Annotated in this window: 20 protein-coding genes; 6 read left to right on the top strand and 14 right to left on the bottom strand. The window is 74.8% G+C overall.

Annotation, left to right across the window (positions count from 1 at the left end):
* Positions 1-14 precede the first annotated feature (14 nt).
* The 9 genes from ACFVNO_RS05060 to ACFVNO_RS05020 all read right to left on the bottom strand — a co-directional run bounded on the left by ACFVNO_RS05060 (position 15) and on the right by ACFVNO_RS05020 (position 8,403).
* A complete protein-coding gene (locus ACFVNO_RS05060) occupies positions 15-1,286 on the bottom strand; it encodes an ABC transporter substrate-binding protein (protein ID WP_378889477.1) in 1,272 nt (423 codons plus the stop codon).
* A 48-nt stretch (positions 1,287-1,334) separates the two neighbouring features.
* Entirely contained in the window at positions 1,335-2,162 is an 828-nt protein-coding gene (locus tag ACFVNO_RS05055; RefSeq protein WP_355255681.1) for a carbohydrate ABC transporter permease, read from the bottom strand.
* A 3-nt stretch (positions 2,163-2,165) separates the two neighbouring features.
* On the bottom strand, positions 2,166-3,140 hold the full coding sequence (locus tag ACFVNO_RS05050) for a sugar ABC transporter permease (protein WP_355255684.1): 975 nt from the start codon (positions 3,138-3,140) through the stop codon (positions 2,166-2,168).
* Positions 3,137-4,225, bottom strand: a complete 1,089-nt coding sequence (locus tag ACFVNO_RS05045) for a LacI family DNA-binding transcriptional regulator (RefSeq protein ID WP_355255687.1) — start codon at positions 4,223-4,225, stop codon at positions 3,137-3,139. Before ACFVNO_RS05045 ends, ACFVNO_RS05050 begins: the two co-directional genes overlap by 4 nt.
* 175 nt (positions 4,226-4,400) lie before the next feature.
* Positions 4,401-5,372 (bottom strand): sigma-70 family RNA polymerase sigma factor, encoded by a 972-nt coding sequence (locus tag ACFVNO_RS05040; protein ID WP_378889472.1) that lies wholly within the window; start codon positions 5,370-5,372, stop codon positions 4,401-4,403.
* 1 nt (position 5,373) lies between these two features.
* Positions 5,374-5,757 (bottom strand): VOC family protein, encoded by a 384-nt coding sequence (locus tag ACFVNO_RS05035; protein WP_378889469.1) that lies wholly within the window; start codon positions 5,755-5,757, stop codon positions 5,374-5,376.
* A gap of 8 nt (positions 5,758-5,765) precedes the next feature.
* The gene (locus ACFVNO_RS05030) at positions 5,766-6,158 is read right to left on the bottom strand and encodes a VOC family protein (RefSeq protein WP_355255696.1); all 393 of its coding nucleotides are present in this window, start codon (positions 6,156-6,158) and stop codon (positions 5,766-5,768) included.
* Positions 6,159-6,188: 30 nt separating this feature from the next.
* On the bottom strand, positions 6,189-7,757 hold the full coding sequence (locus tag ACFVNO_RS05025; RefSeq protein ID WP_378889465.1) for an MFS transporter: 1,569 nt from the start codon (positions 7,755-7,757) through the stop codon (positions 6,189-6,191).
* A 106-nt stretch (positions 7,758-7,863) separates the two neighbouring features.
* Complete coding sequence (locus ACFVNO_RS05020) at positions 7,864-8,403, bottom strand: CGNR zinc finger domain-containing protein (RefSeq protein ID WP_355255699.1); 540 nt, start codon at positions 8,401-8,403, stop codon at positions 7,864-7,866.
* A gap of 173 nt (positions 8,404-8,576) precedes the next feature.
* On the opposite strand from ACFVNO_RS05020, the gene ACFVNO_RS05015 reads away from it, so the two are divergent.
* The 6 genes from ACFVNO_RS05015 (at position 8,577) to ACFVNO_RS04990 (ending at position 13,495) form a co-directional block, all read left to right on the top strand.
* Positions 8,577-9,029 carry a VOC family protein gene (locus tag ACFVNO_RS05015; RefSeq protein ID WP_355255702.1) on the top strand — a complete coding sequence of 151 codons (453 nt, stop codon included), beginning with the start codon at positions 8,577-8,579 and terminating at the stop codon, positions 9,027-9,029.
* A 77-nt stretch (positions 9,030-9,106) separates the two neighbouring features.
* Positions 9,107-10,015, top strand: a complete 909-nt coding sequence (locus ACFVNO_RS05010) for a pyridoxamine 5'-phosphate oxidase family protein (protein WP_378889461.1) — start codon at positions 9,107-9,109, stop codon at positions 10,013-10,015.
* Positions 10,012-10,209 (top strand): ferredoxin, encoded by a 198-nt coding sequence (locus ACFVNO_RS05005; RefSeq protein WP_355255708.1) that lies wholly within the window; start codon positions 10,012-10,014, stop codon positions 10,207-10,209. Before ACFVNO_RS05010 ends, ACFVNO_RS05005 begins: the two co-directional genes overlap by 4 nt.
* Positions 10,206-11,459, top strand: a complete 1,254-nt coding sequence (locus ACFVNO_RS05000; RefSeq protein ID WP_378889458.1) for an NAD(P)/FAD-dependent oxidoreductase — start codon at positions 10,206-10,208, stop codon at positions 11,457-11,459. The genes ACFVNO_RS05005 and ACFVNO_RS05000 overlap by 4 nt, the downstream gene beginning before the upstream one ends.
* Before the next feature lie 95 nt (positions 11,460-11,554).
* Positions 11,555-12,604, top strand: a complete 1,050-nt coding sequence (locus ACFVNO_RS04995) for an NAD(P)-dependent alcohol dehydrogenase (protein ID WP_355255714.1) — start codon at positions 11,555-11,557, stop codon at positions 12,602-12,604.
* A 105-nt stretch (positions 12,605-12,709) separates the two neighbouring features.
* Positions 12,710-13,495, top strand: coding sequence for an SDR family oxidoreductase (locus ACFVNO_RS04990; RefSeq protein ID WP_355255717.1), 786 nt, complete (start codon positions 12,710-12,712; stop codon positions 13,493-13,495).
* A gap of 106 nt (positions 13,496-13,601) precedes the next feature.
* Here ACFVNO_RS04990 and ACFVNO_RS04985 read toward each other — a convergent pair whose 3' ends face one another.
* The 5 genes from ACFVNO_RS04985 to ACFVNO_RS04965 are packed head-to-tail and all read right to left on the bottom strand — an operon-like array spanning position 13,602 to position 18,913.
* Positions 13,602-14,330 carry a DUF1295 domain-containing protein gene (locus ACFVNO_RS04985; protein WP_378889978.1) on the bottom strand — a complete coding sequence of 243 codons (729 nt, stop codon included), beginning with the start codon at positions 14,328-14,330 and terminating at the stop codon, positions 13,602-13,604.
* A 56-nt stretch (positions 14,331-14,386) separates the two neighbouring features.
* On the bottom strand, positions 14,387-15,655 hold the full coding sequence (locus ACFVNO_RS04980) for a class I SAM-dependent methyltransferase (protein ID WP_378889453.1): 1,269 nt from the start codon (positions 15,653-15,655) through the stop codon (positions 14,387-14,389).
* Positions 15,652-16,911: a cyclopropane-fatty-acyl-phospholipid synthase family protein gene (locus ACFVNO_RS04975; protein ID WP_355255725.1), complete on the bottom strand. Its 1,260-nt coding sequence runs from the start codon at positions 16,909-16,911 to the stop codon at positions 15,652-15,654. The genes ACFVNO_RS04980 and ACFVNO_RS04975 overlap by 4 nt, the downstream gene beginning before the upstream one ends.
* Complete coding sequence (locus ACFVNO_RS04970; protein WP_378889449.1) at positions 16,908-17,639, bottom strand: DUF1365 domain-containing protein; 732 nt, start codon at positions 17,637-17,639, stop codon at positions 16,908-16,910. Before ACFVNO_RS04970 ends, ACFVNO_RS04975 begins: the two co-directional genes overlap by 4 nt.
* Positions 17,636-18,913: an FAD-dependent oxidoreductase gene (locus tag ACFVNO_RS04965; protein WP_355255730.1), complete on the bottom strand. Its 1,278-nt coding sequence runs from the start codon at positions 18,911-18,913 to the stop codon at positions 17,636-17,638. Before ACFVNO_RS04965 ends, ACFVNO_RS04970 begins: the two co-directional genes overlap by 4 nt.
* Positions 18,914-19,038 lie beyond the last annotated feature (125 nt).

Below are 19,038 nucleotides of genomic sequence, written 5' to 3'. Positions count from 1 at the left end.
TCCCCGCCCGACCGCTATCCCGTGATCTCCTCCCACCCCTCCTGGAGTTCGGCGCGCATCTGGTCGGAGTCCGTCTCCTGGGCGAGGAAGCGCTGGTAGGCGGGGGTGGCCACGGTGTCCTTCCACTGTGCGTAGGAGTCCACGAACAGGAACGGGGAGGACTCCAGGTAGTCGGCCGAGGCGAGGATCTGCTCCCAGCCGGGCTGGTCGTCCAGGGAGGAGGCCATGGCCTCGCGCGCGGACACGGTGGCCGGGATGAGGGAGTCGGCCTCGTTCAGCACCGCGAGGTTCTCGGTCGAGGTGAAGAACTCCAGGAACCGCGCGGCCTCCTCGACGTGCTCGGAGTCGACGTTGACCGACAGCGTCTGCGGGTTGGCCGTCTGCCAGGGGCCCGCGGGGCCCTCCAGCGGGGGCAGCACCACCCAGTCGAGGTCCTCGGGGGCGTCGGCGGCGATGTTGGTCGCCTGGAAGGAGCCCTGGACCGTCATGGCCACCTCGCCGGCGTAGAAGGAGGCGAGCACCTCGGAGCCGGACTGGGAGAGGCCGACCGGGAGCATGGTCCTGTCCTCGTGCGCCATGGTCCCGACCAGTTCGGGCAGGGCCATCTCGCCCTCCCCCAGCACCAGTTCGGCGTCGGCGCCGGTGCCGTCGAAGAACGTGCCGCCGAACGACGGGGCCATGGACATGAACACGGCGGTGGGGCTGCCCAGCCCCCAGCCCAGGCCGTACCGGTCGCCGGAGGTCGTCTTCTGCGCGATCTCGCGCAGCTCGTCCCAGGTCATGGTCTCCCCCGCGGGGACCTCCACCCCGGCCTCCTCCAGGATGCCGCGGTTGGCGAAGACCACGTAGGACTGCATCTCGGTCGGGTAGGCGACGATTTGCCCGTCGACCGTCACCGCGTCCAGGACGCCGGCGGGGATGTCCACGCGGGTCGCGTCGGACATGTGGTCCGACAGGTCGGCGAGGTAGCCGTCCACCGCGAAGGGGACGATCCCGGCGGCCTCGTAGTGGATGATGTCCGGCGCGGCGCCGCCGTTGAACTGGGTGATCAGCTTGTCGTAGATCCCGTCCCAGCCCGCGGGGACGATCTCGACCTGGACGTCGGGGTTCGCCTCGTTCCATTCCCGGACGATGTTCTCGGTGGCCTCGATGGCGGCGGGCTGGTCGGAGAGCGACTGGAACTGGAGCGTCACCGGCCCGCCGTCGCCCCCGTCCCCTCCTCCGCAGGCGGTGAGGAGCAGCATCGCGGCCGGGACGGCGGCGATGGACGCGGCTCGGGTGTTCATTCGGGGGTTCCTTTCCTCGGGGGTGGGTGCGGCGGAATCCGCGCGGGGTCAGCCCTTGACGGCGCCGGCCATCAGCCCGCCGGTGAGTTTCCGCTGCATGAGGGAGAAGAAGACGATGCTCGGGACGGCGGCCAGCACCGATCCCGCGGCCAGCGGCCCCAGCGCCACCTTGCCCTCGCCGCCGATGAACATCTTCAGCGTGATGGGCAGGGTGTAGTTCTCCGGCGACTGGAGCAGCACGAGGGCGAAGAAGAACTCGTTCCAGGAGGACACGAACGCGAACATGGCCGTGGCGGCGACCCCCGGGACCAGCAGGGGCAGGACGACCAGCCGCAGCACGTCCAGGCGTCCGGCCCCGTCCACGGAGCCCGCCTCCTCCAGGTCGACGGGGATCGCGGACACGTACCCCTGGAGCATCCACAGCGCGAACGGCAGCGTGTAGGTCGTGTGGACCAGGATCAGGCCGCCCAGGCTGTCGGTGAGGCCCAGGGTCCGCAGGATCAGGAACAGCGGCAGGATGATGAGGATGACCGGGAAGACCTGGCTGACCAGGATCCAGCCCACCCCCGCGCCGCGGACCGCGCCCTTGAGCCGGGCCAGGACGTAGGACGCGGGCAGGGCGATGAGGACGACCAGGCCCGTGGAGGCCAGGGCGACCAGCAGGCTGTTGCCCGCGGAGCGGACCAGCCCCTGGCGTTCCAGGGCCCGGGCGTAGTTGTCCCAGCGCCATTCGCCGGGCAGCAGGGACACGGTGAGCGAGTTGAGCTCGGCGGACGACTTCAGCGACGCCGAGATCAGCCACAGCAGCGGGAAGCCCAGGAAGACGATGTACGCGGCCAGGGCGAGGTACTGGGCGGGACGGACGAGGGGTCGCACGGGTCAGCCCACCTTGCCTTCGCGGTCTTCGCGGAACTGCGACCACAGGTAGAGGGCCAGCAGCAGGACCACCACGACGACGAGCACCACGCCCATGGCCGCGGCGTAGCCGATGTTGCGGTTCTTGAACGCCTCCAGGTACGTGAACAGCATCGGCAGCATGGTCCGGCCGCCGGGCCCGCCCTCGGTGAGCACGTACACCAGCGAGAACGAGTTGAAGTTCCAGATGAAGTTCAGCGAGGTGATGGAGGCGATGATGGGGCGCAGGCTCGGCAGGGTCACCCCGGTGAAGCGGCGCCAGGGGCCGGCGCCGTCCATGGCAGCGGCCTCGTACAGCTCGCCCGGGATCTGCTGGAGCCCGGCGAGCAGGGTGACGGTGGTCTGCGGCATGCCGACCCAGACCCCGACGACGATGACGGCGGGCAGCGCCGTGGAGAAGTCCGCCAGCCAGTTGATGTCGTCGGGCAGTCCGATCGCGCCCAGGGCCGCGTTGAGGGGGCCGGCGTTGGGCGAGTAGATCATCTGCCACATGATCGCCACGACGACCGGCGGCATCGCCCAGGGGATGAGCGCCAGGACCCGGGTGAGCCCCTGGAGTCGCAGCCCGGAGTCGAGCAGCAGGGCCAGGCCCATCCCGGCGGCGAGCTGGAGCAGGGTCACCGACACGGCCCACACCATGCCGATGCGGAACGACTCCCAGAAGAAGCCGTTGTCCAGCAGGCGCACGAAGTTGTCGAAGCCGACCGGGTCGTAGTCGGGCCTGCGCACGAGGCGGGCGTCGGTGAAGGCCAGGCCGAGGCCGACGACCAGCGGGGCGACGCTGAGCACGAGGATCGGCAGCAGCGAGGGCATGACCAGGGCGGCCGCCTCGCGGCGGCGGGCGCGGGCCATGCCGCCGGGGCGCGGCGCCGGGCGGCGCCCGGCCGGGCCGGGCCGGGTGCGGGTGCCGCCGGAGGCGGTCGGTGCGGGGGTCCTCACGAGTCCCCCTCGGTGTCGGCGGTCCCGCGGTTCCCGGCGGTCCCGGGGGCTTCGGCGGCACCGGTGCCGGTGACGGAGGTCGACTCGCGGACGATGAGCCGGGGGCCCACCCGGATCTGCCGGGTGCCCTCCTCGCGGCCCTCGGCCAGGTCGAGCATGATCCGGGCGGCGGAGCGGCCGCGTTCGGCCGAGCCCAGGGAGACGCTGGTCAGGGTCGGCTGGAAGACCCGTCCGAACTCCGTGTCGTCCATGCCGGTCACGGCGAGGTCCTCGGGGACCGACAGGCCCCGCTCCCGGGCGGCGCGGATGGCGGCGATCGCCAGCAGGTCGTTGGCGGCGACCACCGCGTCGAGGGGGTCCCCGGCCTCGGCGGCGCCGTCCAGCAGGCGCCGGGCCGCGACCACGCCCGCGGCGACGGTGAAGTCCCCGGCCACCTCGACGGCGGGGCGCGGGGCGTCCTCGTCGTCGGCGGTGGCCATGTCGAAGCCGCGCTGGCGGGCCTCGCCGGGGGTGGTGTCCAGGGGGCCGTTGAGGAAGCCGATGCGGCGGCGGCCGATCCTGCGCAGGTGCAGGACCGCCTGGCCGATACCGGCGGCGGAGTCTGTGGAGACCGAGTCGATGCCGTGGGCGTCGAGCTGGCGGCCGACGACGACCACGGGCACGTCGCGCTGCTGGAGGGCGTCGATGAGCCGGTCGTCGGTGCGCAGGGGCACGAGGATCATCCCGTCGACGAACCCGCCGCTGAGGCTGCGGACCAGCTCGGTGGTGGACTCCGTGGTGCCGCCGGTGGACATGACGACCACGCGGTACCCGTGCGGGGCGAGCACCTCGTGGATCGCGGTCATCATCTCGACGTAGACCGGGTTGCCGATGTCGGCGACGGCGAAGGCGATCTGGAAGGTCTTCTTCATGCGCAGCGAGCGCCCGATCGCGTCGGGGCTGTAGCCGAGCTCCTCGGCCGCCGCGCGCACCCGTTCGACCATGGCGGCGCTGGCGCCGCTCCCGTGCAGCGCACGGGAGGTGGAGGCCAGGGAGACCCCCGCCCGTTCCGCCACCTGGATCAGGGTGGCCCGTGAAGAGGTCATCGAAGCTCCAGTCACGATCCGCCGAGGAGAGTGAAAACGTTTCCAGGCGGGCCGCAGGGAGACGCAGGCCACACTGGAAACGTTTCCAGGAAGCTACATCCGCCGCCTTCGCCACGTCAAGTCCGATATGCGCACAGAACGGTCCCGGATCCGGGGCGGCCGGGAGGCCCCGGGCTCAGAGGTGTTCGGGCAGGCCGAAGCGCCGGAAGAGCGAGGTGTCGAAGAACATCGCCGCGTGCCGCACGCCGCCGGGCGCCAGGTCCAGCACCTTGAGCCCGAACGCCCGGTGCACGCCCTCCCCGTCGCGCATGTACAGCCCGAACCCGGCCTGCCCGTTGGCCTCGACCGGCACCAGCACCATGTCGCCCGCGGCCGAGGCCGGGCAGTGCACGGAGATCAGCTCCGCGATGTGCGCGGCCCCCTGGACCCAGGTGCGGAACGGCGGCATCTCGAACACCGCGTCCTCGGTGAACACGGCGGTGATGGCCGATACGTCGTAGGTCTCGAACGCCGCCACGTAGCGGGCCAGGATCGCCTTGGCCTCGGCCGGCTCGACGATCTCCTCCTCCACCGGGGCGTTGCGCGACAGCTGCGCCCGGGCCCGCTGGAGCAGGCTGTTGACCGCCGGGACGGAGGTCTCCAGGATGTCGGCGACCTCGGCGGCGGACAGCCGCAGCACGTCGCGCAGGACCAGCACGGCGCGCTGGCGCGGCTGGAGGTACTGGAGCGCGGCCACCAGGGCCAGGCGCACCCCGGTGCGGGCGGCGACCACGCTGCCCGGGTCGTCAGCGCCGACCAGGGAGTCGGGCACCGGCTCCAGCCAGGGCACCTCGGGGCCGTAGGCCAGCTCGGCCGACGGGTCGGCGGCGGGCCCGCCCAGCCCGGTGGGCAGGGGCCGCCGCCGACGGCGCTCCAGTGCGGTGAGGCAGGCCGTGGTGGCGATGCGGTGCAGCCAGGTGCGCAGGCTCGACCGGCCCTCGAAGCCGTCGTAGGCCTTCCACGCGCGCAGGTACGTCTCCTGCACCAGGTCCTCGGCGTCGTGCACCGAGCCGAGCATCCGGTAGCAGTGGGCGTACAGCTCGCGCCGGTAGGGGTCGGCGAGCCTGGCGAAGTCCTGGTCGGTCGTCTGTTCCACCACGACCGACACGCTACGCCTCCTGTATGACAGAAACCACGTTCCCGGCCGGGTCGGTGAACCACGCGACCGAGGGCGTGCCGTGCGCGATCCCCTTCTCGTCCTGGTCGAACCCCTCGTAGCGCAGGGTCCGCACACCGCGGCGGGCCAGTTCGTCCACCGCGGCCCCGATGTCGTCCACGACCAGGTTGAGGACCGTGTAGGTGGCGGGCACGTGGTCGGGCTTGGGGTAGACGAGGATCGCCCGCCCGTCGCCCAGGCCGATCCGGACGAGCCCCTCCTCCTCCATGCCCTCGACCGGCTGCACGTCCAGTCCCAGGGTCCCGCCGTAGAACTCGCGCGCCTTTGCGGTGTCCGGCACCGCGAAGGACCCGAAGGCCCGGCTGCCGTCGAACATGTCCCCTCCTAGGAATCGATCTCGGTCGCGGCCATGGCCGCGCGGTCCGCTTCGCCGAGCTGGATGATCTGGACGTAGTTGCCGTCGGGGTCGGCGGCGGTGGCGAACAGGCTGCCGCCGCGGTCCTCCAGCGGCGCGATCCACGAGGTGCCCAGCCCGTCCATGCGTGCGGCGACGGCGCGGGCGTCGTCCACGTCGAAGTTGATGATCATGCGGGCGGCGTCGGCGGCCTCGGGGCCGACGTCGTCGCGGCGGTCGATGAGCAGGTGGAAGTGGCCGAACCGCAGCACCCGGTAGGAGTCGACGTCGTCGTCGGAGTCGGGCTCCAGGGCGGCGGCGTACCAGTCGTGCAGGCGGTCGGGGTCGGTGCTGGCGAGCAGCATGCTGTCGAGGTTGGCCATGGTCTCTCCCGGGAAGTGTGCGAGCGGGTCCTAGTCGTTCACCCGTACCGACCCGTCCGGGGCCCGGGACTCATCGGGTGCGGCGGGTTTCTCCGGGATGCGCAGCAGGACCAGGGCGGCCGCGCCGAAGACGGCCATGGCGGCGGCGCCGATGCCCCCGGCCAGGTTGAGCCCGGCGGTGAACGCCTCGCGGGCCGGGCCGAGCAGGGCCGCGGCGAGGTCGTCGGGCAGGGTGCGGGCGATGTCGACGGCCTGGGCCAGGGAGCCCGCGGCCGCGTCGGGCACCCCCTCGGGCAGGGTGACCCCGGCGCGGTAGACGGCGGCGGAGAGGCTGCCGATGAGCGCGATGCCCAGGGCGATGCCGAGTTCGCCGCTGGTCTCGGACATGGAGGCGGCGGCTCCGGCGCGTTCGGCGGGGGCCGAGCCGATGACGATGTCGGCGACCAGGGCGGCGCCGGGGCCCAGCCCGACCGAGGCGAGCAGCAGCCCGGCCATGACGGGGAGCGCCCCGTCCTGGGCGGGCGCCAGGGCCAGCACGGCGAACCCGGCCGCGGTGACGAACATGCCGCCGCCGATCACGGTGGCGCGGCCGATCCGGGCGGCCAGGGGCGGGGCCGCCAGGGTGGCGGCGATCATCGCCAGCGACGGGGGCACCAGCCACAGTCCGGCGGTGAGCGGCGGGTACCCGGCGACGAGCTGGAAGTACTGGCTGATGAGCAGGAAGGTCCCGCCCATGGCCAGGGCCCCGGCCGCCATCACGGCCAGGGCGGCGCCGAAGGCGGGCGCGCGGAACAGGCGCAGGTCCAGCAGCGGGTCGTCCAGGCGGAGCTGGCGGCGGACGAACAGCGTCCCCGCGGCCAGTCCGGCGGCGACGGTGAGCAGGGGGACGGCCGGGGCGTGGCCGTCGGCGAGCGTCTTGAGGCCGTGGACCACGGGCAGCACGGCGGCCAGGGACAGGGCGACGCTGGTGAGGTCGAGGCGGCCGGGGTGGTCGGCGCGCTGTTCGGGCAGCAGCAGCGGCCCGCACACCAGGAGCAGCAACATCACGGGCACCCCGAGCAGGAACACCGACCCCCACCAGAACCAGTGCAGGAGCACCCCGCCGACCATGGGGCCGATGGCGGTGCCGCCCATGAAGCAGGCGCTCCAGACGGCGATGGCGGCGGCCCGGTGGCGCGGGTCGGGGAACATGCCGCCGATGAGGCCGAGGGTGGAGGGCATGAGGGTGGCCCCGGCGACGCCCATGAGGGCGCGGGTGGCGATGAGGACCTCGATGGTGGGCGCGAACGCGGCGACGGCGGAGGCCGCGCCGAAGGCGGCGGCGCCGATGAGCAGGAGCCGGCGGCGGCCGATGCGGTCGCCCAGGGTGCCCATGGTGACGAGGAACCCGGCGACCATGAAGCCGTAGGCGTCCACCGCCCACAGCAGCTGCGGCCCGGTGGGGGCCAGGTCGGCGGCCAGGTGGGGCAGCGCCAGGTACAGGACGCTCATGTCGATCGAGAGCAGCAGGGTGGGCAGGGCCAGTACGGCCAGGCCGAACAGGGCCCGCCGGTCGGGGCGGGCCGCGGGTGCGGGAGCGGCGGGTTCGGGTTCGGTCACGGGGTCCTCCGGTCCGGACGGGATCGTTCACACGTACGGACCCGGGAGGGCCGGGGAACTCATCGCGCCGCACCGGCGGATCTCCGCCCGCACCCGCGGGGGCCGGTCAGGCCGGGCGGTCCGCCCGGGCCCGGGCCTGGTGGCGGGCGGCCTTGGCGCGGTTGCCGCACCCCGCCATGGAGCACCAGCGGCGGGTGCCGTTCTTGGAGGTGTCGAAGAAGTACAGAACACAGTCGGGGTGGCCGCAGCGGCGGATGCGGTCGGGGGCCCGGAGCAGGTCGAGGTAGTCGGCCGCCGCGGCCCAGGCGGGCCCCCAGGAGGGGTCGTCGAGGTCGACGGCGGTGTCGGGGCCCTGGGGGCCCAGGAGCCGGCGCACGCTGCCGTGGGCCAGGGCCTCGTTGAGCCCGGCGGCCGCCGCGGGGGATCCGGGTTCGGCCACGAGCTCGGCGAGAACGGCCCGGACGCGCAGGAGGGGCGGCAGGAAGGCCTCGTCGGCGGGGAAGCGGTCGGTGAGGCCGTTGTCGGCGAGCCACCGCTCCAGGCCGCCGGGGGCCCGGAGGAGGTCGTGGTCGACCCCGCCCGCGATCCACCGGGTGTTGAGCAGGTCCATGGCGAGCGGTTCGCCCCGGAGCGGTCGGTCGAGCACCGGTCCCGCACCCCCTTCCTCCGTCGGCGGGCCCGTGGCGGGAGCCCGCGGTGGCCGGATGCTACCAGCCACCTGCGATAACCACCTAAATGGATTTTACAGGTTGACTCCGGCGGCGACTAACCCTTAAATTCGCTTTCGACGGTTAGACCGGCGAACCAAGGAGAACCGACATGGCACCGACCGCCCTCACCACCGGGCATGTGGGCCTGAACGTCACCGACCTCGGCCGCTCCCGCGACTTCTACGTGCGGGTCTTCGGCTTCGAGGTCCTGGGAGAGGGCGATGAGAAGGGGCGCGAGTTCGCCTTCCTCGGACGGGAGGGGAAGCTGCTCCTCACCCTGTGGCGGCAGGCGGACGGGCCCTTCGACCGCGCCTCCTCCGGCCTGCACCACCTGTCCTTCCAGGTGGAGGACATCGAGGAGGTCCGGGCCGCCGAGGGCGTGCTGCTGGACCTGGCCGTGGAGTTCGCCTACGACGGCGTGGTCCCCCACGGCGAGGGCGCCGCCTCCGGCGGGATCTTCTTCCACGACCCGGACGGGATCCGCCTGGAGATCTACGCCCCCTCCGGGGCCGGGGCCGCCCCCGCCCCCTCCGGTGCCGCGCCCACCTGCGGCTTCTTCTAGAGGACACCCGTCGGCGGGCGCCCCGGGGCGCCCGCCGCACCGGCCGCGCCCCCATCACTCGGACCACAGGAGGGACCATGGGAACCCGCTACCACCCCGGCGAGCGCGCCGTCCAGGAACGGGCGGGGCTGGCCGACCAGGCCGCCTTCTCCGACGGGGCGATCCGCACGGAGATCCCCGACGTCGCCGCCGTGTTCCTCGCCGAGCGGACCTGGCTGGCGGTCGGAGCCGTCGACGGCGGCGGGGACCCCTGGTGCACGCTGCTCGGCGGACCGCCCGGATTCCTGCGCGCCTCCGGCCCCCGCACCCTGGAGGTGGACGCCCTGCCCGGGGCGGGCGACCCCCTGGACGGGCCGCTCGGGCGCTCCCCCGCCCGTATCGGGATCCTGGCCATCGATCCCGCGACCCGGCGGCGGATGCGGATCAACGGGGTCGCGCACCCGCGCCCGGGGGGACTGCGCGTCACGACCGACCAGGTCTACTCCAACTGCCCCAAGTACATCCAGAAGCGCGTCCCGCACCCGGTGCCGGCCGACCGCCGGGGCACGCCCGCCGCCGGGGACCGCCTGACCCCGGCGCAGAGGGACCTGGTGGGCTCCGCCGACACCTTCTTCATCGCCACCGCGGCCCCCGGGGGCGACGCCGACGCCAACCACCGCGGCGGCTCCCCGGGGTTCGTGCGGGTCCACTCCCCCGGCCGGCTCTCCTGGCCCGACTACGCCGGCAACGCCATGTTCAACACCCTGGGCAACCTGTGGGAGCGGCCGCGGGCGGGTCTGCTGTTCCCGGACTGGGGGACGGGCACGGTCCTCCAGCTCACCGGCACCGCGCGCATCCATTGGGACGGCACCGACCGCGAGGTCGAGTTCGAGGTCGAGCGCACCGTGTCCACTCCCGGCGCGGGCCTGCTGTCCCCCGGAGCGCCCCTGTACTCCAAGTTCAACCCGCCGGTCACCCCGGCCGCCCCGAACGGAGACCCCCGATGAGGATCCACGTCGACCGCGCCGCCTGTGACGACAACGGCCGCTGCGTCTTCGCCGCCCCCGACGTCTTCTCCTTCGACGACGACGAGAACCTCGTGTACGACCCCGCCCCTCCCCCAGGGCGGTCCGCCGCCGTCCTGCGGGCGGCCGCGGACTGCCCGCTCCGGGCCATCACGGTCGAGGGGGCCGGGGAATGAGCGGCGGCCCCGACCCGGTCGTGGTCGTCGGGGCCGGCCTGGCCGGGCTGCGGGCCGCGACCGCCCTGCGCGACCTGGGGTACGCGGGCGGCCTGACCCTCGTCGGCGACGAGCCCCATCCCCCCTACGACCGTCCGCCGCTGTCCAAGGAAGTGCTGACCGGGCGGCTGCCGGCGGACGCCGCCGAACTCCCGCTCCCCGCCGGCCTGGACGCGCGCCTGGTCCTGGGGCGTGCCGCCGTCCGGCTGGACCGGGCCGCCCGCACCGTCGTGCTGGACGACGGGACCCCGCTGCGGTACGGCGGGCTGGTGATCGCCACCGGCGCCTCGGCCGCCCCGTGGCCCGGCCCGGGCGTCCCCCCGGAGCGGGGCGTGCACCTGCTGCGCGGGCGCCGCGACGCGGTCGCGCTGCGCGGGGCCCTGCTCGCGGGAGGGCCCGTGCTGGTGGCCGGCGGGGGCTTCCTGGGCTGCGAGGTCGCCTCGGCGGCCCGGTCGATGGGGCTCCCGGTCACTCTGGTGGACCCGGCCGGGTCCCCCCTCGAAGCGGCCGTCGGCCCGGCGGCCGGGTCCTTCATGGCCGCCGTGCAGGCCGACGCGGGGGTCGACCTGCGTATGGGCGCCACCGTGGCGGAACTCCCGGACCACCGGGGGACCGCCCTGCTGTCGGACGGGACCCGGGTGGCGGCCCGCACCGTCGTGCTCGCCCTGGGCGCCCGCCCCAACACGGCGTGGCTGCGCGGCTCCGGGCTCGGCCTGGACCCGGGCAGCGGAGCGCTGCTGTGCGACGGCCGCAGGAGGGTGTTGGACCACCGCGGTTCGCCCGTTCCGGGGATCGTGGCCCTCGGGGACGCGGCGGCCGCACCGCACCCCTTCCCCGGCCCGGGGGCGCCCGCGCACCTCGCGCTCGGACACTGGAGCGAGGCGGTCGACCACGCCGCCACGGCCGCGGCGGCCCTGCTGGGCGGGGCACCGCCGCGGGAGCCGGGGGTCCCGTCCTTCTGGTCCGACCAGTTCGGGCTGCGCATCCGGTCGGTGGGGGTGCCCCGGGCCGCGGACCTGGCCGAGGTCCTCGAACACGACCTCCCGAACCGGCGTCTGGAGGTCGTCTACCGCCGGGGAGGCCGGACGGTCGGCGCGCTGACCGTCGGCCGGACCTCCCGGCTGGCCGCCCACCGTCGGCGGATCGCCCGGGGCCTCGCGGGTCAAGAAGTGTCGACCGATTCCGGGATCGCCGTTGACAGACAGGCGTGACCTGCGTTGATAGCGTCGAGCGGTCGGCCGGCCACCGGACGTGTCCAACGGTGCGCCCGGCCCCGCCGAACCGCCGACAGGCAGGAGAACACCCGATGCGAGCCGTGGTCTTCGAGAACTACGAGCAGTTCCCGTCGCTGACCGACGTCCCGAGGCCGAAGCCGGGCCCGGGCGAGGTGCTGCTGCGGGTGGCGGGCGCGGGCGCCTGCCACTCCGACGTGAGCGTCTACCGGCACTTCAAGGAGGGCTCCCCCGGCGCGCAGAAGCCGCCGTTCGTGCTGGGGCACGAGAACTCGGGCTGGGTGGAGGAGCTCGGCGAGGGCGTGAGCGACCGCGTCAGGACCGGCGACGCCTACCTCGTGTACGGGCCGATCGGCTGCGGCCACTGCCGCAAGTGCGCGCGCGGCCAGGACACCTACTGCGAGAACGCCGCGACCATGCCCTATCTGGCCACGGGCCTGGGCCGCGACGGCGGCATGGCCGAGTTCCTGACGGTCCCCGAGCACCACCTGGTGCCGCTGGGCGACGCCGACCCGGTGGACGCGGCCCCGCTGTCGGACGCCGGGCTCACGCCCTACCACGCGATCAAGCAGGCGCTGCCGCACCTGGCGGGCGGCGGCCGGCACGCCCTGGTGATCGGCCTGGGCGGGCTGGGGCAGATCGGCGTGCAGATCCTCAAGGCGCTGACCGGGGCGACGGTGATCGCCACCGACGTCAAGCCCCAGGCCCTGGCCCGGGCGGAGGAGAACGGCGCGGTGACCGTCGCGGGCGGCGACCGGCAGGTGGAGCAGATCCGCGAGATCACCGGCGGCCGGGGCGTGGACGCGGCGTTCGACTTCGTCGGCATCACCCCGACGATCGCGACGGCGACGGCGACCGTCGCCCAGGGCGGGCGGGTGACGGTGGTCGGCATCGCGGGCGGCACCCACGAGTTCTCGTTCTTCACCAACCCCTACGAGTCCTACGTCACCAACACCTACTGGGGGACGGTGGAGGACCTGTGGGAGGTCGTGGACATGTACCGGGCCGGGCAGATCCGCCCGGAGGTGGAGCGGTTCGGCATGGAGGACGCCCTGGAGGCGTACCGGCGGCTGGAGGCCGGGGAGATCTCCGGCCGCGCCGTGGTGGTGCCCCACGAGGGGTGACCCGCGCGTCGGACGCCCGGACCCGTGGGGGTCCGGGCGTTTTCGTACGCGCACCGGTCTCGGTAGAGTGCGCCCGACCGATACCGGGCCGGGAAGGCGGAACAGGTGGATCTGGGAATCGCGGGCAAGACCGCGCTGGTGACGGCGGCGAGTTCGGGGCTGGGGCGGGCGATCGCCGTGGCCCTGGCGGCCGAGGGCGTGAACGTGGCGGTGACCGGGCGCGACAAGGAACGGCTGACCAGGACCGTGGAGGACTGCGACGCCCACGGGACGTCGGCCCTGTCGGTGGAGTGGGACCTGGCCGACCACGGCCGCGCCGAGGAGGTGGCCGCGTACGTGGGCGACCGGCTGGGGCCGGTGGACATCCTGGTCAACAACACCGGCGGCCCGCCGCCCACCCCGGCGTTGGGCCAGGAGCCCGGCCTGTGGGAGGACATGTACGGGGCGATGGTGCTGCCGGTGATCCGGCTGACGGACGCCGTGATCGGCGGGATGCGCGAACGCGGCTGGGGCCGGGTCATCACGAGCACCTCGGCCGGGCCGATCGCGCCCATCCCGAACCTGGGGGTGTCCAACACGCTGCGGGCGTCGCTGCACTCCTGGTCCAAGACGGTGTCGGGCGAGGTGGCCGCGGACGGGGTGACGGTGAACGTCATCGTCCCGGGCCGGATCACCACCGCCCGCACGGACTCCCTGGACCGTGCGCGCGCCGAGCGGGAGGGGCGCACCGTGGAGGAGGTCGAGCGCGAGGCCGCGGCGACGATCCCCGTGGGCCGGTACGGCCGGGCCGAGGAGTACGGGGCGGTGGCGGCGTTCCTGGCGAGCGCGCAGGCGGCCTATGTGACCGGGTCGGTCATCCGGGTGGACGGCGGGGCGATCCCCACCGTCTGACCCGGGAGCGGCCGCCCCGGCCCCGCCGGGGCGGCCGCGCCGCTCTTCCCGTCACCGCCTCCCCCTCCGGGACCGGTGCCTCGCGGGGTCCGCGGGTCCGGGCGGTTCAGGGACGGCGGGGAGGGCGGGGCACGAAGGCGCTGGTGCGGGCCTCGTACTCGGCCCAGCCGGGGCGCCCGCGCATGTGCTCGTCCAGCAGGCGCTGCCCCGAGCCGCGGGTGAGGAGGTAGGTCATCACCAGCGGGGCGGGCAGGGCGAGCAGGGTCCAGGGACCGCCCGAGGCCGCGACGAGGAACAGCCCCCACCACACGCAGGCGTCGCCGAAGTAGTTGGGGTGGCGGGTCCACGCCCACAGGCCCCGGTCCATGACCCTGCCCCGGTTGGCCGGGTCGCGGCGGAAGGCGGCCAGCTGGGCGTCGCCCGCCGTCTCGAAGGCGAATCCGAGCAGCCACAGGGCGGCGCCCGCCGCCGCCCACCAGCCGAGCGGTCCCGGGGCGTGCGCGGCGAGCTGGAGCGGAAGCGAGACCAGCCAGACCAGCGCGCCCTGGAGCAGGTACACGACACGCAGCGCGTACAGGTCACGATTCCCAGGGGCGCGGGAGAGCAGGCGCTCGTAGCGCGGGTCCTCGCCCGAGCCCCGGGAGCGCAGGCCGATGTGGACGGCCAGCCGGGTGCCCCACACCGCCGTCAGGGCGAGCAGCAGCGCGGGGCGCAGCAGGTCCCCGGTGGCGGTGGCCAGGCAGACCGCCGCCACGAGGACGAACGCCGGCCCCCAGGCGACGTCGACGACGCTGTGCCGGCCCAGCCGCCGCCCGGCGGCGAAGGCCGCGAGCATGAGCAGGAGCACCGCCACCGCGGACAGGGCCGAGGTCAGGGCCAGGGCGGCGGGGTTCACGCCGTCCCCCCTCCGGGGCCGGACCGGCGCGCGGAGATCTGGTGGACGCCCATCCGCCCCTCCTCGAACGCCAGAGCGCCGCCCGCCAGGTACAGCCGCCAGGTCCGCGCGGCCTCCTCCCCCACCAGCGCCACCAGGTCGTCGTAGCGCCGCTCCAGCTCCGCCGACCACGCGCGGGCGGTGCGCACGTAGTGCTCGCGCATCGAGCGCACCCCGGTCACCTCCAGGCCGGCGTCCTCGATGAGGCCCACCGTCTCGCCCAGGGGGCGCATGTACATGTCGGGGGCGATGTAGCGCTCGATGAACGGGCCGCCGCCGGGGTGGTCGCCCCCGCGGGACATCTGCTGGACCAGCAGCCGGCCCCCCGGCCGCAGCAGGGACCGCAGCCGCCGGGCGAACGGCGCGTACTCGTCCCGGCCCACGTGCTCGCCCATCTCGATGGCCGCCACGGCGTCGAACCCGCCCCGGTCGATGTCGCGGTAGTGGCGCAGCCCCACCTCGACCCGGTCGTGGAGGCCCTCGTCGCGGACCCGTGCGGCGACGTGGTCGCGCTGGGCCGCCGACAGGGTCACCGCGGTCACGTGCGCGCCGAAGCGGCGGGCGGCGTGCAGGGTGAGCGAGCCCCACCCGCAGCCGACGTCGAGCAGGCGCGCACCCTCCCGCAGCCCCAGCTCCCGGCAGACCAGGTCGAGCTTGGCGCGCTGGGCGTCGGCGAGGGTGGCGTGGGGGTCGTCGTCGGGCCAGTAGGCGCAGGAGTAGGCCATGGTCTCGTCCAGCAGCAGGGAGTAGACGGCGTTGCCCGCGTCGTAGTGGTGCGAGATGGCGGCCGCGTCGCGCTCGCGGGAGTGCGTGCGCCCCCGGAGCCGGGCCTCGCCGCGCGGGCGCGGCGGCGGGGCGCCGACGGCGCCCACGGCCAGCAGGGCACGGGCCGCCCCCGCCCACTCGCCGGGTCCGGGCGGGGAGGCGCCGTGGCGGCGGACCGCGGCGCCGACCCGGCGCAGCGCGTCGGTGAGGTCGCCCTCCACGTCCAGGGCGCCGCTGACGTAGGCGCGGGCCAGGCCGAGCTCGCCGGGGCGGGTCACCGCGTACCGCAGGGCGTCGCGGTCGCGCAGGACGGCGACGGGCGCGTCGGCCGGACCGGCCTCGCTGCCGTCCCAGGCGCGCAGGCGCACCGGCGGGCGGCCGTCGAAGAACGCGGCGAGCACCGGGGCGAGGAAGTGGGCGACACCGCGCGGCCGGCCGCGGCGGGCGGCGGGGGCGCTCATCCGGCACGCTCCATGACGATCTGCTCCACGTCGATGATCCCGGAGCGGAACCCGGCCTCGCAGTAGGCGAGGTAGAAGTCCCACATGCGCTGGAAGACGGGGTCGAAGCCGAGCCCGGCCACCCGGTCCGCGGCGGCGTCGAAGGAGCGCCTCCAGACCAGGAGGGTGTCGGCGTAGTCCGCGCCGAACGCGTGCCGGTCGACCACTCGTAGGGACGTGCGGTCGCGCACCTGCCGCTCGATGGCGGCCACGGAGGGGATGAGCCCGCCGGGGAAGACGTACTTGTGCATCCAGGTGTAGGAGTGCCGGGAGGCCCGCATCAGCCGGTGGTCCATGGTGATGGACTGGATGCCGACCCGGCCTCCGGGGCGCACCAGCCGGTTCAGGGCGGAGAAGTAGGCCGGCCAGTAGTGCTCGCCGACGGCCTCGATCATCTCCACGCTGACCACGGCGTCGTACTCGCCGTCCACGTCGCGGTAGTCGAGCAGCAGGACGTCGGCGGCGCCGTCCGCCCCGGCCTCGGCCAGCCGCCGCACGGCCAGGTCCCGCTGCTCGGCGGAGAGGGTGACGGTGGTGACGCGGGCCCCGCGCCGGGCCGCCCTCAGCGCCAGGGACCCCCACCCGGTGCCGATCTCCAGCAGGGTGGTGCCGGGACCGGCTCCCACGGCGTCAAGGAGGCGGTCGATCTTGCGCTCCTGGGCGGCCGCCAGGGTGTCGGGGTCGCGCGGGCCGGGTCCGTCGAACAGCGCCGCGGAGTACGTCATGGTGCGGTCCAGGAACAGCGCGAAGAGGTCGTTGGACAGGTCGTAGTGGTGGCCGATGTTGCGGCGGGCCGCCTCCCGGGTGTTGCGCTCGCCCCGGCCCCGGCGCGGCAGGGTGATGTGGCGCAGGGGGCGCAGGGGGCGCGGGACCAGGTCCGTGTAGTGCTCGGCCAGCCGGGTGAGCAGGGCCACCGGGTCCGGGGAGTCCCACTCGCCCGCCATATAGGACTCGCCCAGCCCGATGAGCCCGCCCGCGCCCAGTCTGCGGTGGAACGCCTCAGGGTCGCGCAGGCACAGGACGGGGGCGCCGGTTCCCGGGTCCCGGACGGCGGCGGGGTCCTCGGTGATCCGCACCCCCGCGCGGCGCGCGGCGTGGCGGGCCAGGACGCGTGCGGCGGCGGCGCGCAGGCGGGAACGGGGCACCCGGGCGACGTCGGGCCAGCGGCGTGCGTCGACGGCGGCGGGCGGCGCCGGGGGCGGGGTCGTGGTGGTCATGGTCGTGCACCTGTCTTCTCGTGTGCGGTGGTGTCGTGGTGGTCCGGCCTCGGGTGGACCGGGACTCCGCGCAGGTAGAGGCCGATGCCCCGGGTGCGGATGCGGGCCGCGCCCACAAGGGGGGCGAGCGGGCGGCGCAGGGCCAGGCGGAGCAGGGAGGCGGGGGTGGCCGGGACGCGGCGGCCCCGCACCGAGGCGGCGAAGGGCGGCGCCCCGCCGGTGTGGAGGGTGACGGTGAGGGAGAGCCGCTCCCCCGGCTCGGGCAGGGCCAGGCGGTAGGTCCCCTCGACCCCGTGGAACGGGGAGACGTACATGGCCTTGGCGGTCTCCGCCCGCCCGCGCGCGTCCACGTCGAGGAGGTAGCGGTGGCGGTCGCCGTAGGTGTTGTGCACCTCGGCGACGACGCGGGCGAGGGTGCCGTCGCGGCGGTGGCACCAGTAGACGGTCAGCGGGTCGAAGGCGTACCCGAGCACCCGGGCGTGGCCGAGGACGAGGACCGGCCCTCCGTCCAGGTGGGCGCCCGCCCCGGCCAGGTACCTCTCCAGGTCCGCTCGGGAGGCCCGGTGGCCGAAGCCCGCCAGGGGGCGCAGCGGCCACGGGAGCCGCGGCGGGTGGTCGAGGTCGGTCAGCCAGTAGTAGGTCCGGTGCGCGAAGGCTGAGCGGACCGGGGCCGCGCGGACGTGCCGGACGACGGCCTCGTAGAGGGCGGGCGCCGCGGGGGCGCTCACCAGGACACCCCCAGGCTCTCGGCGGCGCGGACCCCGGAGGCGCAGCCGTCCTCGTGGAAGCCCCAGCCGTGGTGGGCGCCGGCGAAGGCGACGGTCCCGTCGTTCAGGTCGGGCAGGCGGCGCTGCGCGGCCAGTGCCGCGGGTGTGTACACCGGGTGCTCGTAGTCCATCTCGGCCAGGACCAGACGGGGGTCGACGCGCCCGTCGTCGTTGAGGGTGACCAGGTGGCGGCGCCGGCCGGGCAGGCGCTGGAGCCGGTTCATGTCGTAGCTGACGCGGACGGCCCCGGCGTCGGGGTCGCAGGAGGGCAGCCGGTGGTTCCAGCTCGCCCGTACCACGGGGTCGCGGGGCAGCACGGAGGTGTCGGTGTGCAGCAGGGTCCGGTTGCGGGAGTAGCGGAACGCGCCCAGCACCGCGCGCTCGTCGGGGGTGGGCCGCTCCAGCAGGGACAGCGCCCGGTCGGCGTGGACCGCGACGACGGCCGCGTCGAATTCCAGGACGTCGCCGCCCGCCCGCAGGCGGACCCCGCCCGGGCGGCGCTCCAGAGAACGGACGGGTGCCCCGGTGCGGACCGCGTCGAGGTTCTTGGCGATCCGCTCCACGTAGGAACGCGAGCCGCCGGCGACCGTCCGCCACCGGGGGGAGCCCCAGACGCCGAGCATCCCGTGGTTCGCCAGGAAGGCGAACAGGTACCGGGCGGGGTAGTCCAGTGCGGTGCCGGGAGGGCAGGACCACACCGCCGACACCAGGGGCACCAGGAAGTGCGCCACGGTGTGGCGGCTCAGGGAGCCGTCGGCGGCGAACTCCCCCAGGGTGGGTCCCGGGCCGTGGTCCGGGGCGGCCAGCAGGGCGCGGGCGGCGCGGTGGAAGCGGGGGATCTCGACGAGCATCCGCAGGTGGGCGGCGCCGGCGCGGGAGCCGGTGGGCAGCAGGGCGCGGGCTCCGCGCGAACCCGCGTACTCCAGGCCGCAGCCGTCGCAGGACACCGAGAGGCTCATCTCGGCGGGCCGGGTCTCCACGCCCAGCTCGTCGAAGAGCCGGACCAGGTGGGGGTAGGTGCGGCGGTTGTGGACGATGAAGCCGCTGTCCACGGAGAGCTCGCCGCCGTCCTCCCCGGTGAGCCGGTGGGTGTGGGCGTGGCCGCCCAGGCGGTCGTCGGCCTCCAGCAGGGTGACCTCGGCCCGCTCGCGCAGGATGTGCGCGGCGGTCAGTCCGGAGACCCCGGAGCCGATCACGGCGATACGCCGGCGGTGGGTGTGCCTGTCCTGGACCACACGTGTCCCTTCGGTGGGGGCTGGTACCGGGTATTCGGGGCCGGCCCGGCCGCGGATGGGTGGCGGCGCCGAAAAGGACTGTGACCTGAGCCACAGGGCCGCGAGAGCACCGGAACAGGAGCGGT

The organism is Nocardiopsis sp. NPDC057823 (assembly GCF_042797335.1).
GTDB lineage: Bacteria > Actinomycetota > Actinomycetes > Streptosporangiales > Streptosporangiaceae > Nocardiopsis > Nocardiopsis changdeensis.
This window is presented reverse-complemented; position numbering and strand designations above follow the sequence as displayed.